The following is a 14,681-nucleotide window of genomic DNA, read 5'->3' as shown; positions in this document are numbered from 1 at the left end:
TCTCCTCAGCCCTTCGGACGCTTGGCGCCGTACTTCGAACGCGCCTGCTTGCGCTTGGCGACACCGGCGGCGTCGAGCGAGCCGCGCACGGTGTGGTAGCGAACGCCCGGCAGGTCCTTGACACGACCGCCGCGGATCAGCACCACGCTGTGCTCCTGCAGGTTGTGGCCTTCGCCGCCGATGTACGAGATGACCTCGTAGCCGTTGGTCAGGCGCACCTTGGCCACCTTGCGAAGTGCCGAGTTCGGCTTCTTCGGGGTGGTGGTGTACACGCGGGTGCACACGCCGCGGCGCTGCGGGCAGTTCTCGAGCGCAGGCGACGTGCTCTTGTATGTTTCCGGGCTGCGCGGCTTCCGCACCAGCTGGTTGATCGTTGCCATCGTGTCTTTGGTTTCTTTGGTTGGGGCTGGCGCCCGTGCGTGAAAACAAGGGCAGGCCGCATGCGGCCCACCCAGACGGAAAAGTATAGCCCGCGCCGACGCAAAGCGTCAACGCGCACTATCCACCCAGCGACCGCGCACAGGCACGCCGCCGGAACTTCTGCGATCCCGCCCTTCCTGGGCCGAACACGAGGCGCGTCCATGGCGCCTCTTTTCGTGATCTGGGACGGCCCTGGGGCCGTCGAACTGCGAATTGTAACCCAACGGCGGACCGGGAGGGGGCCGGCTGGCCGCCCCGTCCCTGTCCGCGGGCGATCACTCGCCCTGGCTTGCCTCCGGAGCGGCGGATTCCGCCACGTCCTCGCTGACCTGGCCCGCGGCCATCTCGACGTCGGCGGCCACGCTGCCCGACAGCGCTTCCATCTCCGACTCGGTGAGGCCCGAGGCGTCGCGACGGCGCTGGGTGTGGTACGCCAGGCCGGTGCCCGCCGGAATCAGGCGGCCGACGATGACGTTCTCCTTCAGGCCGCGCAGGCTGTCGCGGGTGCCGCGCACGGCCGCCTCGGTCAGCACGCGGGTGGTCTCCTGGAAGGAGGCCGCGGAGATGAACGACTCGGTCGCCAGCGAGGCCTTGGTGATGCCCAGCAGGACCGGCTCGTACTTCGCCGGGAGCTCGTTGCGCTTGATGAGCTTGGCGTTGTCCTCGATAGCGCGCTGCTTCTCCACCTGCTCGCCCGCCAGATAATGGCTGTCGCCGGCGTCGGTGATCTCGACCTTGCGCAGCATCTGGCGAACGATCACCTCGATGTGCTTGTCGTTGATCTTCACGCCCTGCAGGCGATACACGTCCTGGATTTCCTTGGTCAGATAGGACGCCAGTTCCTCGACGCCCTTCAGGCGCAGGATGTCCTGCGGGCTCGGCTCGCCGTCCACCACGGTCTCGCCCTTCTCGACGTGCTCGCCTTCGAACACGATGATCTGGCGGTACTTCGGGATCAGCTCCTCGTGCTCCTCGCCGTCCGGACCCTTGAGGATCAGGCGCTGCTTGCCCTTGGTGTCCTTGCCGAAGCTGACGATGCCCGAACGCTCGGCCAGCACCGCCGGGTCCTTCGGCTTGCGCGCCTCGAACAGGTCGGCCACGCGCGGCAGACCACCGGTGATGTCGCGGGTCTTGGACGCTTCCTGCGGGATCTTGGCGACCACGTCACCCACGCCGACCGGTGCACCATCCTGGAGGTTGACGATCGAGCGCGGCGGCAACAGGTACTGCGCCGGCAGGTCGGTACCCGGGATGTTGAGGTCGTTGCCCTTGCCGTCGACGATGCGCACGATCGGGCGCAGGTCCTTGGCCGCCGAACCACGACGCTTGGGATCGGTGATCTCGCGCGAGGCCAGGCCGGTCAGCTCGTCGGTCTTCTCGATGACGGTGACGCCGTCGACGAAGTCGATGAAGCGGATGAAGCCGGCGACTTCCGACACGATCGGGTGGTTATGCGGATCCCAGTTGGCCACGGTCTGGCCGGCCTTGATCTCCGCGCCATCCTCGACGCTGATGGTGGCACCGTACGGCAGCTTGTAACGCTCGCGCTCACGGCCGTGCGGATCGAGCACCGACAGCTCGCCCGAACGCGACACCGCCACGAAGTGGCCGCCGGCATGACGGACGTGCTTGAGGTTGTTGAACTTGATCGAGCCGGTGGTCTTGACCGTCACGTTGTCGATGGCCGCCGCACGCGACGCCGCACCACCGATGTGGAACGTACGCATGGTGAGCTGGGTACCCGGCTCGCCGATGGACTGCGCGGCGACCACGCCGACCGCCTCGCCGTGGTTGACCAGGTGGCCGCGGCCGAGGTCACGGCCGTAGCACATGGCGCACACGCCGAACGGGCTTTCGCAGGTGATGGTCGAGCGGACCTTGATCGTCTGCACGCCACCATCCTCGAGGCGGCTCACCCACTGCTCGTCGAGCAGCGTATTGCGGGTGACGATCGGATCCTCGTCGTTGCCCGGCAGGAACACGTCCTCCGCCACGACACGGCCGAGCACGCGGTCGCGCAGCGGCTCGACGACGTCGCCGCCTTCCACGATCGGGGTCATGGTCAGGCCGGCCTCCGTACCGCAGTCGGTCTCGGTGATCACCACGTCCTGCGCCACGTCGACCAGGCGACGGGTCAGGTAACCGGAGTTCGCGGTCTTCAGCGCGGTATCCGCGAGGCCCTTACGGGCACCGTGGGTCGAGATGAAGTACTGCAGGACGTTCAGGCCCTCGCGGAAGTTCGCGGTGATCGGGGTCTCGATGATCGAGCCGTCCGGCTTGGCCATCAGGCCACGCATGCCCGCCAGCTGGCGGATCTGCGCCTGCGAACCACGCGCACCGGAGTCGGCCATGATGTAGATCGAGTTCATCGACTTCTGCTCGATGGCGACGCCTTCGGCATTGGTGACGGTCTCGGTACCGATCGTGTCCATCATCGCCTTGGCCACGCGCTCGTTGGTGCGCGACCAGATGTCGACCACCTTGTTGTAGCGCTCGCCGGCGGTGACCAGGCCCGACTGGTACTGCTGCTGGATCTCCAGCACCTCGGCTTCCGCCTCGGCGAGGATGTCCTTCTTCTCGGCCGGGATGGTCATGTCGTCGATGCCGATCGACACGCCGGCGCGGGTCGCGAACGCGAAGCCGGTGTACATCAGCTTGTCGGCGAACACGACCGTGTCCTTCAGGCCGAGCTGGCGGTAGCAGGAGTTGATCAGGCGCGAGATGTTCTTCTTGGTCAGCTCGGTGTTGGCCAGCGCGAACGGCAGGCCGTCCGGCAGGATCTCGGCCAGCAGCGCGCGCCCGATCGTGGTGTCCACGATCGAGGTCTTCTTCTCGCGGTTGCCTTCCTCGTCGATCACGGTCTCGGTGATGCGGACCTTGACCTTGGCGTGCAGCTCGGCGACGCGATTGTCGTATGCGCGCTTGACCTCGGCGACGTTGGCGAACGCCATGCCCTCGCCCGCCTTGTTCTCGAGCGCGCGGGTCATGTAGTACAGGCCGAGCACGACGTCCTGCGACGGCACGATGATCGGCTCGCCGTTGGCCGGCGACAGGATGTTGTTGGTCGACATCATCAGCGCACGCGCTTCCAGCTGGGCTTCCAGCGAAAGCGGCACGTGCACGGCCATCTGGTCACCGTCGAAGTCGGCGTTGAACGCGGTGCAGACCAGCGGGTGCAGCTGGATGGCCTTGCCCTCGATCAGCACCGGCTCGAACGCCTGGATGCCCAGGCGGTGCAGCGTCGGCGCACGGTTGAGCAGCACCGGGTGCTCGCGGATGACTTCTTCCAGGATGTCCCAGACTTCCGCCTCTTCGCGCTCGACCAGCTTCTTGGCGGCCTTGATCGTCGTGGCCAGGCCACGGCGCTGCAGCTTGGAGAAGATGAAGGGCTTGAACAGCTCGAGCGCCATCTTCTTCGGCAGGCCGCACTCGTGCAGGCGCAGGGTCGGGCCGACCACGATGACCGAACGGCCCGAGTAGTCGACGCGCTTGCCGAGCAGGTTCTGGCGGAAGCGGCCCTGCTTGCCCTTGATCATGTCGGCGAGCGACTTCAAAGGCCTCTTGTTGGTACCGGTGATGGCGCGGCCGCGGCGGCCATTGTCCATCAGCGCGTCAACCGACTCCTGCAGCATGCGCTTTTCGTTGCGCACGATGATGTCCGGCGCGTTGAGCTCGAGCAGGCGGCGCAGGCGGTTGTTGCGGTTGATGACCCGGCGGTACAGGTCGTTGAGGTCGGAGGTCGCAAAGCGGCCACCGTCCAGCGGCACCAGCGGACGCAGGTCCGGCGGCAGCACCGGCAGCACCGTCATGATCATCCACTCGGGGCGGTTGCCGGACTCGACGAACGCCTCGACCAGCTTGATGCGCTTGGTGAGGCGCTTGAGCTTGGTTTCCGAACCGGTGCTGGCGATGTCTTCCTTGAGCTTCACCATCTCGGCCTGCAGGTCGATCGTGCGCAGCAGGTCGTAGACGGCCTCGGCGCCCATCGCGGCGTCGAAGTCGTCGCCGTGCTCCTGGCGCATCTGCAGGAACTGCTCCTCGTTGAGCAGCTGGCCGCGCTCGAGCGGAGTCAGGCCCGGCTCGGTGACCACGAACGCCTCGAAGTAGAGGATGCGCTCGATGTCACGCAGGGTCATGTCCAGCATCAGGCCGATGCGCGACGGCAGCGACTTGAGGAACCAGATGTGTGCGGTCGGGCTGGCGAGGTCGATATGGCCCATGCGCTCGCGGCGCACCTTGGCCAACGTCACTTCCGTGCCGCACTTCTCGCAGACCACGCCGCGGTGCTTCATGCGCTTGTATTTGCCGCACAGGCACTCGTAGTCCTTCACCGGCCCGAAGATGGACGCGCAGAACAGGCCGTCGCGCTCGGGCTTGAAGGTGCGGTAGTTGATGGTCTCGGGCTTCTTCACTTCGCCGTAGGACCACGAACGGATCATGTCCGGCGATGCCAGCGCGATCTTGATCGCGTCGAAATCGAGCGCCGGGCGCTGCTGGTTGAAGAGATTGAGCAGGTCTTTCATGAGTGTCTCCGGGATTCGGGATACGAGATTCGGGATGCGTCAGAGCGGGAATCGGGGGGTGGGCGTCGCAGCGATTGCCTGCGCGACGCCCGGCCCCCCGGGGCCCGGTCCCGGGTCTCAGTGCTCCTCGAGCTCCATGTTGATGGCCAGCGAGCGGATTTCCTTGACCAGCACGTTGAAGGACTCGGGCATGCCCGCGACCATCTCGTGTTCGCCGTCGACGATGTTCTTGTACATCTGGTTGCGGCCCTGCACGTCGTCGGACTTCACCGTCAGCATTTCCTGCAGGGTGTAGGCCGCGCCGTAGGCTTCCAGCGCCCAGACTTCCATTTCGCCGAAGCGCTGGCCGCCGAACTGCGCCTTGCCGCCCAGCGGCTGCTGGGTGACGAGCGAGTACGGGCCGGTCGAACGCGCGTGCATCTTGTCGTCGACCAGATGGTTGAGCTTGAGCATGTGCATGTAGCCCACGGTCACCTTGCGCTCGAAGCCCTCGCCGGTACGCCCGTCGTACAGCTGCGTCTGACCACTGACCGGCAGGTCGGCGAGCTCGAGCATCTTCTTGATCTCGGTCTCGGCCGCACCGTCGAACACCGGCGTCGCCATCGGCACGCCGTCGGTGAGGTTCTTGGCCAGCGCCAGCAGCTCGTCGTCGCTGAACTGCGACAGGTCGACGCGCCCGCCGGTCACTTCGTTGTCGTGGTTGTAGATCTGGTCGAGGAAGGCACGCAGGTCCTTCACCGCCGTCTGCGCGTCGAGCATGCGCTGGATCTTCTCGCCCAGGCCCTTGGCCGCCCACCCGAGGTGGACTTCCAGGATCTGGCCGATGTTCATGCGCGACGGCACGCCCAGCGGGTTGAGCACGATGTCGACGGTCTGGCCATCGGCCATGTACGGCATGTCCTGCACCGGCACGATGTTGGACACCACGCCCTTGTTGCCGTGGCGGCCGGCCATCTTGTCGCCCGGCTGGATGCGGCGCTTCACCGCCAGGAACACCTTGACCATCTTCAGCACGCCCGGTGCGAGGTCGTCGCCCTGGGTGATCTTGCCGCGCTTGTCCTCGAAGCGACGGTCGAACTCCTTGCGGTGCGCGTCGATCTGCATCTGCGCACGCTCGATCGCCTCGACCGCTTCGGCGTCCTTCATCCGCAGCGCGAACCAGTCGGTCCGCTTCAGGCCGTCGAGCACCGCCTCGGTGACGGTGTCGCCCTTCTTCAGGCCGGCGCCGCCGTTGGCGACCTTGCCGACGAGCTGCGACTTCAGGCGCGCGTAGATCGCACCCTCGAGGATGCGGAACTGGTCGTCGAAGTCCTTCTTGACGCGCTTGATCTCGGATTCCTCGATCTGGCGCGCACGTTTGTCCTTCTCGATGCCGTCGCGGGTGAAGACCTGCACGTCGATGACGGTGCCGTCCATGCCCGGCGGCACGCGCAGCGAGCTGTCCTTCACGTCCGAGGCCTTCTCGCCGAAGATCGCGCGCAGCAGCTTCTCTTCCGGGGTCAGCTGGCTCTCGCCCTTCGGCGTGACCTTGCCCACCAGGATGTCGCCGGCGCGCACTTCCGCACCGATGTACACCACGCCGGACTCGTCGAGGCGGTTCAGTGCCTGCTCGGAGACGTTGGGGATGTCGGCGGAGATCTCTTCCGGCCCGAGCTTGGTGTCGCGTGCGACCGCGGTCAGTTCCTCGATGTGGATCGTGGTGTAGCGGTCTTCCTTGACGACGCGCTCGGACAGCAGGATCGAGTCCTCGAAGTTGTAGCCGTTCCACGGCATGAACGCGACCAGCATGTTCTGGCCCAGGGCCAGCTCGCCGATGTCGGTCGACGGGCCGTCGGCCAGCACGTCGCCGCGCGCGATCACGTCACCCACGACCACCAGCGGACGCTGGTTGATGCAGGTGTTCTGGTTGGAACGCGTGTACTTGATCAGGTTGTAGATGTCGACGCCGGCATCGGTCTCGCCCGAGATCTCCTCCTCGTGCGCCTTGACCACGATGCGGCCCGCGTCCACCTGCTCGACCACGCCGCCACGGCGCGCGTTGACGGTCACGCCCGAGTCGCGCGCAACCGCGCGCTCGATGCCGGTACCCACCAGCGGCTTCTGCGCACGCAGCGTCGGCACCGCCTGGCGCTGCATGTTGGCGCCCATGAGCGCGCGGTTGGCGTCGTCGTGCTCGAGGAACGGCACCAGCGCGGCCGCCACCGACACGGTCTGCATCGGCGACACGTCCATGAAGTGCACTTCCGCCGGCGGCTTGAGCAGCGACTCGCCCTGGTAGCGCACGTCGACGAACTGCTCGCTCAGGCGGCCGTCGTCGTCCTGCGGCGCGTTGGCCTGGGCGATGACGTACTCGTTCTCCTCGATCGCCGACAGGAACTCGATCTCGTCGGTGACCTTGCCTTCGACCACGCGGCGATACGGCGTCTCGAGGAAGCCGTAGCGGTTGGTGCGGGCGAACACCGCCAGCGAGTTGATCAGGCCGATGTTCGGGCCTTCCGGCGTTTCGATGGTGCACACGCGACCGTAGTGCGTGGGATGCACGTCGCGCACTTCGAAGCCGGCGCGCTCGCGGGTCAGGCCGCCCGGCCCAAGGGCCGAGACACGGCGCTTGTGGGTGACTTCCGACAGCGGGTTGTTCTGGTCCATGAACTGCGACAGCTGCGACGACCCGAAGAACTCCTTCACCGCCGCTGCGACCGGCTTGGCGTTGATCAGCTCCTGCGGGGTCAGGCCATCGGCCTCGGCCATCGTCAGGCGCTCGCGCACGGCGCGCTCGACGCGGACCAGGCCCACGCGGAACACGTTCTCGGCCATTTCACCGACCGACCTGACGCGACGGTTGCCCAGGTGGTCGATGTCGTCGACGCCACCACGGCCGTTGCGGATCTCGGTCAGCACGCGGATCACGTCGAGGATGTCGGAGCTGTCGCCGTTGGCCTCGCGCAGGCGCGCGGAATCCTCGTCCTTGCGGTCGGCGAAGTACTTGGCGTCGTACAGCACCGACGCGCCTTCGGTTTCCTTGCGGCCGAGGCGACGGTTGAACTTCATCCGGCCCACGCCCGAGAGGTCGTAGCGCTCGAAGGTGAAGAACAGGTTGTGGAACAGGTTCTGCGCCGCGTCCTTGGTCGGCGGCTCGCCGGGACGCATCATGCGGTAGATCTCGACCAGCGCCTCGAGCTGGGTCTTGGTCGGGTCGATGCGCAGGGTATTGGACAGGTACGGACCGCGGTCGAGGTCGTTGACCCACAGCGTGCCGATGGCGTCGATGCCGGCCTTGCGGAACGCGGCCAGCTGCTCTTCGCTGATCTCGTCGTTGGCGGTGGCCAGCAGTTCGCCGCTGGCGGCATCGACGATGTCATGCGAGAGGATGCGGCCGAGCAGGTACTCGTCGGGCACCGCGAGCGCGGAAATGCCCGAGGCCTCGAGCTGGCGCACGTGGCGTGCGGTGATGCGGCGGCCGGCCTCGACGATGACGGTGTCGCCATCGGCCAGGTCGAAGTCCAGGGTCTCGCCACGCAGGCGCTCGGGCACGAGCTCGAGCTGCACGCCTTCGGGCAGGATGTGGAAGGTGTTGATCTCGAAGAACTCGTTGAGCATCTCCTCGTTGGAGTAGCCCAGCGCGCGCAGCAGGATCGACACCGGCAGCTTGCGGCGACGGTCGATACGGGTGAACAGCGCGTCCTTCGGGTCGAACTCGAAGTCCAGCCACGAGCCGCGGTAGGGAATGATGCGCGCCGAGTACAGCAGCTTGCCCGAGCTGTGGGTCTTGCCACGGTCGTGGTCGAAGAACACGCCCGGCGAGCGGTGCAGCTGGGAGACGATGACGCGCTCGGTGCCGTTGACGATGAAGGTGCCGTTGCCGGTCATGAGCGGGATCTCGCCCATGTAGACCTCCTGCTCCTTCACGTACTTGATGGCCTTGGCCGACGACTCGCGGTCGTAGATCACCAGGCGCACGGTCACGCGCAGCGGGGCGCCGTAGCTGAGGCCGCGGTTGCGGCACTCGCGCTCGTCGAACACCGGCTCGCCGAGCTTGTAGCCGACGTACTCCAGCGCGGCGTAGCCGTTGTAGCTGACGATCGGGAACACCGACTTCAGCGCGGCGTGCAGGCCGCGGTCCTCACGCTTGGCGGGATCGATGTCGGCCTGCAGGAACTCGCGGTACGAGTCGACCTGGATCGCGAGCAGGAAGGGCACCTCGAGGATGCTCCGGCGCTTGCCGAAGTCCTTGCGGATGCGCTTCTTCTCGGTAAAGGAATACGTAGTCGTCATGAGCAATGACCGCCTTTGGCATCTGGGGCTGCGCGTCCGCAACCCTGGGGACAGACCATCTGTGTCGATGGTCCCGGGGGAAACCGCCAGTCGGAAGTTGCTGGTATTGCCGGCACCAGCACGCCTTCTCCCGCTACTTCCGAATGGCGACTCTTGGATGGAACATTCCTGGATCGAACAGGAACTGCTGATTCGCGACTGGTGGCCGCACGCCCGGATACCGGGGCGCCCGCATCACGGCGGCGAATCAGCAGTTGCCGCACCTGCAGCAACGGCCAAAGGCCGGGGGCTTTCGCCCCCGGCCTCGGTGGTCGCCTGAACGGGTCGGGCGACGCAAGGACCGCTTACTTCAGCTCGACGGCAGCGCCGGCGGCCTCGAGGTCCTTCTTCAGCTTCTCGGCTTCGTCCTTCGAGACGCCTTCCTTCACGTCCTTCGGGGCGCCTTCGACGAGGTCCTTGGCTTCCTTCAGGCCCAGGCCGGTGATGGCGCGCACGACCTTGATGACCTCGACCTTCTTCTCGCCGGCGGCCTTCAGGACGACGGTGAACTCGGTCTGCTCTTCAGCAGCCGGGGCAGCAGCAGCGGCCGGGCCGGCAGCCATGGCGACCGGAGCGGCGGCGGACACGCCGAACTTCTCTTCGAACGCCTTGACCAGCTCCATCACCTCGACGAGGGACTTGTTGCCGATGGCTTCCAGGATTTCTTCGTTGGAAAGGGACATTGTAGTTACCTTGATTGACTGGTTTCGAAACGGCTAGATGATTGGATGCGTACCGAATGCGGCATCCATCAGTGACTTCAGGCGGCCTTGGCCTGGCCGACCGCGTTGATCACGCGGGCGGTCGAGGCGGCGGGCTCGGCAAGAACGCGGGCAAGCATGGTGGCCGGCTGGGCCATCATGCCGACCAGCATGGCCAGTGCCTGTTCGCGGGTCGGCAGCGAAGCCAGGACATCCACATGGGTGCCCGGGTACTTCTGTCCACCAACCGCGACCAGGCGCGGCTTCAGCTTGTCAGCGGTCTTGGCGAAGTCCTTGATGAGGCGGCCGGCGGCACCCGGATCTTCCTTCGAGAAGGCATACAGCAGCGGACCGGTCAGGTCGTCGGCGATGACGGCGTAATCGGTGTCGGCAACTGCACGCGACACGAGGGTGTTCTTGACTACCTTGAGGTAGACCCCGTTGTCGCGCGCCTTCTTGCGCAGGTCGGTCAGCTGAGCGACCGTAAGACCCAGATACTCGGCGGCGACCAGCGAGTGCGCCGATGCGGCGACCTCGGCCAGTTCGGCAACGACTTCCTTCTTCTGGTTCAGATTGAGAGCCATTGCACTCCTCCGTACTTCAACTCCGCCCGCGGCTCCTGCCGCCGGCGGTCCAAGAGCGGCACCGGTCCATCGGTGCCGGGAAGGCCGAATGGCCTTCCGGGCGGCAGCCTTCTTCCGGATTCGAAACCAGCATGAATCTCAGAGGGTCGGCGACCATCTACGCAGGCCCGCGATGCTTGCGCATGCACAGGATTAAGCGCTCAGCGCTGCAGCGGCGGCGACTCCCTTGCCATTCGAGCGTCCCTGCCCGTCGCCGTTGCATCGTCGACCGCGCCTGCGGTCTTTGACGGCGCCGCGCCGGGACCTTCGGTCCGTTTGCGAAGCCCTCAAAATTTGTGGAGCAGGTGGCGCCCGGAGGCGCCACCGTCGGACATCACTTCAGCGACAGCGAACCCTGGTCCACGGCGACGCCGGGGCCCATCGTCGAGCTGACGGAAATCTTCTGCAGGTACTGGCCCTTCGAGGTCGCCGGCTTGGCCTTGACCAGGTCGGCCAGCAGCGCCTGCAGGTTGGTCTTCAGGCGCTCGGCGTCGAAGTCGGCCTTGCCGATCGTGCAGTGGATGATGCCGGCCTTGTCGGTGCGGTAACGCACCTGGCCACCCTTGGCATTCTTCACCGCCTCGCCCGGGTTCGGGGACACGGTGCCGACCTTCGGGTTCGGCATCAGGCCGCGCGGGCCGAGCAGCGTGCCCAGCTTGCCGACGACGCGCATCGCGTCCGGCGTGGCGATCACCACGTCGTAGTTGAGGTCGCCGCCCTGCATCTTCTCGGCGAGGTCATCCATGCCCACCGCGTCGGCACCCGCGGCCAGGGCCTCGTCGGCCTTGGCGCCGGCCGGGGCGAACACCGCCACGCGCACGGTCTTGCCGGTGCCTTCCGGCAGCACGGTCGAACCACGGACCTGCTGGTCGGACTTGCGCGCGTCGACGCCGAGGCGCACCGCCACGTCGACCGCTTCGTTGAACTTCGCCGTGCTGAGATCCTTGACGATCTTCAGCGCGTCGTCGATGGCGTAGGTCTTGCCGGGCTGGACCGCGGCGGCGACTGCCTTCTGGCGCTTGGTCTGCTTTGCCATGTCTTAGCCCTCCACCGTCAGGCCCATGCTGCGGGCCGAGCCCGCGATCGTGCGCACCGCCGCTTCCAGTTCGGCCGCCGTCAGGTCGGCTTCCTTGGTCTTGGCGATCTCTTCGAGCTGCTTGCGGGTGACCTTGCCCACCTTCTCGGTGTTCGGGCGCTTGGAGCCCGAGGTCACGCCGGCGGCCTTCTTGAGCAGCACGGCAGCAGGGGTGCTCTTGGTGATGAAGGTGAAGGTACGGTCCGAGTAGGCCGTGATGATCACCGGGACCGGCAGGCCCGGCTCCATCTTCTGCGTGGCGGCATTGAAGGCCTTGCAGAATTCCATGATGTTCAGGCCGCGCTGACCCAGCGCAGGACCGACCGGCGGCGAGGGGTTGGCCTGACCGGCCTTCACCTGCAGCTTGATGTAACCGACGACTTTCTTTGCCATCTGCGTGTTCTCTCCGGGTGCAAGCGCCTGGGAAGGCTCCCCATCGGGCCGGGATCAATGTCGATCAGGAGCGGCACGCGTCCCGGCGTCGCCTTGCCACTCACACGAAGGGCCACCTGCGGGGTGGCCAATACGGATGCCCGGCTCGACCGGACAGGGAGCCGCGCAGTATAGCAGGTTGGAAAGCCACCGCCAGTGCAGGCGGTGGCGCGGTTCAGGCCTTCTCGACCTGCCCGAATTCGAGTTCCACCGGGGTCGAGCGGCCGAAGATCAGCACCGCCACGCGCAGGCGGCTCTTCTCGTAGTTGACTTCCTCGACCACGCCGTTGAAATCGTTGAACGGACCGTCGACGACGCGGACCATCTGCCCGGCCTCGAACAGCACCTTCGGACGCGGCTTCTCGACGCCGTCCTGCACGCGCTGCAGGATCGCATCGGCCTCCTCGTCGCGGATCGGCAGCGGCTGCGCCGCGGTCCCGCCGATGAACCCCATCACCTTCGGGGTTTCCTTGACCAGGTGCCAGCTCTCGCTGTCGATGCGCGGGATGCCGCCCTCGTCGTGGGTGGCGATCTGCACCAGCACATAGCCCGGGAAGAACTTGCGCTCGGAGCGGCGCTTCTGGCCGGAGCGCATCTCGATGATCTCTTCGGTCGGCACCAGCACGTCGCCGAACTTGTCCTGCATCTCGGCACGGACGATGCGGTCACGCAGCGCCTGCGCCACCGACTTCTCGAAGCCGGAATAGGCATGCACCACGTACCAACGCTTGTCGGCTTGGGTTTCCATCAGCTCGTCAACTCCTCAGTGCCCCAGAAACAGCCGCAGCAGCCACTGGATGACGGTATCGAAGCCCGCGAGCACCAGCGCGATGATGATCACTGCGATGATCACCACCCAGGTCATGCGCATGGCTTCCTGGCGCGTCGGCCAGACCACCTTGCGCAGCTCGAAGCGGGTCTCGGCAAAGAACTCGCGGGTCTGCGCGCCCTTGGCCGTGGACATCATGAACACCGCGGTGCCGGCAGCGACGCCGGCAACCACGGCGAGGATCCGCGCAAAGCCCGGCCACTGCCCGGAGAACCAGTAGAACGCGAACAGGCCGGCGACCACCAGCAGGATCGACACCGCGTACTTGACGATGTCGGCGGCGGACGCGGTCTTGGATTGTTCGACTCGGCTGTTCACTCGGGCTTCGCTGCTGTGGTCGTGCCGACCGGAAGGTCGGTCATGTGCGGGCGGATCCGCCTGTCTGGCACGCCAGGAGGGACTCGAACCCCCAACCTGCGGTTTTGGAGACCGCTGCTCTGCCAATTGAGCTACTGGCGTGTATGGATGAAACGGTGTCGCAACAGCCTGTCCTCAGACGACGAAGGCGGACCGGGGTTCCGGCCCGCCTCGCTGGTTGCGGCGAAGCGGTGGAATCGCCGGGGACGATCCCACCTCTCCAGCTTACTTGATGATCTTGGCAACCACGCCGGCGCCGACGGTGCGGCCGCCTTCGCGGATGGCGAAGCGCAGGCCCTCGTCCATCGCGATCGGGTTGATCAGCTCGACGGCCATCTTCACGTTGTCGCCCGGCATCACCATCTCCACGCCTTCCGGCAGCGTCACCGCACCGGTGATGTCCGTGGTGCGGAAGTAGAACTGCGGACGGTAGCCCTTGAAGAACGGCGTGTGGCGGCCGCCCTCGTCCTTCGACAGCACGTACACCTCGGCCTCGAAGTCGGTGTGCGGCTGGATCGTGCCCGGCTTCGCCAGCACCTGGCCACGCTCCACCTCGTCGCGCTTGGTGCCGCGCAGCAGCAGGCCCGCGTTGTCGCCCGCCTGGCCCTGGTCCAGCAGCTTGCGGAACATCTCCACGCCGGTGACCGTCGTCTTGGTCGTCGGACGGATGCCCACGATCTCGATTTCGTCACCCACCTTGATGATCCCGCGCTCGATGCGCCCGGTCACCACGGTGCCGCGGCCCGAGATCGAGAACACGTCTTCCACCGGCATCAGGAAGGTCTTGTCGACGTCGCGCTCCGGCTCCGGAATGTAGCTGTCCAGCGCTTCCACCAGCTGGATGATCGCCGGCACGCCGATCTCCGACTGGTCGCCTTCCAGCGCCTTCAGCGCCGAACCCTTGATGATCGGGGTGTCGTCGCCCGGGAAGTCGTACTTCGACAGCAGTTCGCGCACTTCCATCTCGACGAGCTCCAGGAGCTCGGCGTCGTCGACCATGTCGGCCTTGTTCAGGAACACCACGATGTACGGCACGCCGACCTGGCGGGCCAGCAGGATGTGCTCGCGGGTCTGCGGCATCGGACCGTCGGCCGCCGAGCACACCAGGATCGCGCCGTCCATCTGCGCCGCACCGGTGATCATGTTCTTGACGTAGTCGGCGTGGCCCGGGCAGTCGACGTGCGCGTAGTGGCGCGTCGGGCTTTCGTATTCCACGTGCGAGGTCGAGATCGTGATGCCGCGGGCCTTTTCCTCAGGCGCCTTGTCGATCGCGTCGTAGGCGTGGAACTCGCCGCCGAAACGCTCCGCGCCCACCTTCGTCAGCGCCGCCGTCAGCGTCGTCTTGCCGTGGTCGACGTGACCGATCGTGCCCACGTTCACGTGGGGCTTGGTGCGCTCGAACTTGCCCTT

10 protein-coding genes and 1 tRNA gene are annotated in these 14,681 nt (G+C 66.3%); all 11 read right to left on the bottom strand.

Annotated features, from left to right (window positions below):
• Positions 1–5 precede the first annotated feature (5 nt).
• Complete coding sequence (gene rpsL, locus LDO11_RS03225; protein WP_129136526.1) at positions 6–380, bottom strand: 30S ribosomal protein S12; 375 nt, start codon at positions 378–380, stop codon at positions 6–8.
• A 315-nt stretch (positions 381–695) separates the two neighbouring features.
• Complete coding sequence (gene rpoC, locus LDO11_RS03220; protein WP_232140343.1) at positions 696–4,943, bottom strand: DNA-directed RNA polymerase subunit beta'; 4,248 nt, start codon at positions 4,941–4,943, stop codon at positions 696–698.
• 117 nt (positions 4,944–5,060) lie between these two features.
• Positions 5,061–9,215 carry a DNA-directed RNA polymerase subunit beta gene (gene rpoB / locus LDO11_RS03215; RefSeq protein WP_232140342.1) on the bottom strand — a complete coding sequence of 1,385 codons (4,155 nt, stop codon included), beginning with the start codon at positions 9,213–9,215 and terminating at the stop codon, positions 5,061–5,063.
• 344 nt (positions 9,216–9,559) lie between these two features.
• Positions 9,560–9,937, bottom strand: coding sequence for a 50S ribosomal protein L7/L12 (gene rplL, locus LDO11_RS03210; RefSeq protein WP_232140341.1), 378 nt, complete (start codon positions 9,935–9,937; stop codon positions 9,560–9,562).
• Between the two features lie 77 nt (positions 9,938–10,014).
• On the bottom strand, positions 10,015–10,539 hold the full coding sequence (gene rplJ, locus LDO11_RS03205; RefSeq protein WP_100324552.1) for a 50S ribosomal protein L10: 525 nt from the start codon (positions 10,537–10,539) through the stop codon (positions 10,015–10,017).
• Between the two features lie 373 nt (positions 10,540–10,912).
• Positions 10,913–11,614: a 50S ribosomal protein L1 gene (gene rplA, locus LDO11_RS03200; RefSeq protein ID WP_129136529.1), complete on the bottom strand. Its 702-nt coding sequence runs from the start codon at positions 11,612–11,614 to the stop codon at positions 10,913–10,915.
• Positions 11,615–11,617: 3 nt separating this feature from the next.
• Positions 11,618–12,046 carry a 50S ribosomal protein L11 gene (rplK, locus tag LDO11_RS03195; protein WP_100324550.1) on the bottom strand — a complete coding sequence of 143 codons (429 nt, stop codon included), beginning with the start codon at positions 12,044–12,046 and terminating at the stop codon, positions 11,618–11,620.
• A gap of 214 nt (positions 12,047–12,260) precedes the next feature.
• A complete protein-coding gene (nusG, locus tag LDO11_RS03190) occupies positions 12,261–12,833 on the bottom strand; it encodes a transcription termination/antitermination protein NusG (protein ID WP_232140340.1) in 573 nt (190 codons plus the stop codon).
• A 15-nt stretch (positions 12,834–12,848) separates the two neighbouring features.
• Positions 12,849–13,232 (bottom strand): preprotein translocase subunit SecE, encoded by a 384-nt coding sequence (secE, locus tag LDO11_RS15820; RefSeq protein WP_232140339.1) that lies wholly within the window; start codon positions 13,230–13,232, stop codon positions 12,849–12,851.
• Between the two features lie 65 nt (positions 13,233–13,297).
• Positions 13,298–13,373 (bottom strand) — tRNA-Trp (locus LDO11_RS03180).
• A gap of 123 nt (positions 13,374–13,496) precedes the next feature.
• Positions 13,497–14,681, bottom strand: a 1,185-nt coding sequence (tuf, locus tag LDO11_RS03175) for an elongation factor Tu (RefSeq protein ID WP_232140338.1), incomplete at its 5' end; no start/stop codon positions are given.

Source organism: Alterluteimonas muca, from assembly GCF_021191595.1.
Lineage (GTDB): Bacteria > Pseudomonadota > Gammaproteobacteria > Xanthomonadales > Xanthomonadaceae > Luteimonas > Luteimonas muca.
This window is presented reverse-complemented; position numbering and strand designations above follow the sequence as displayed.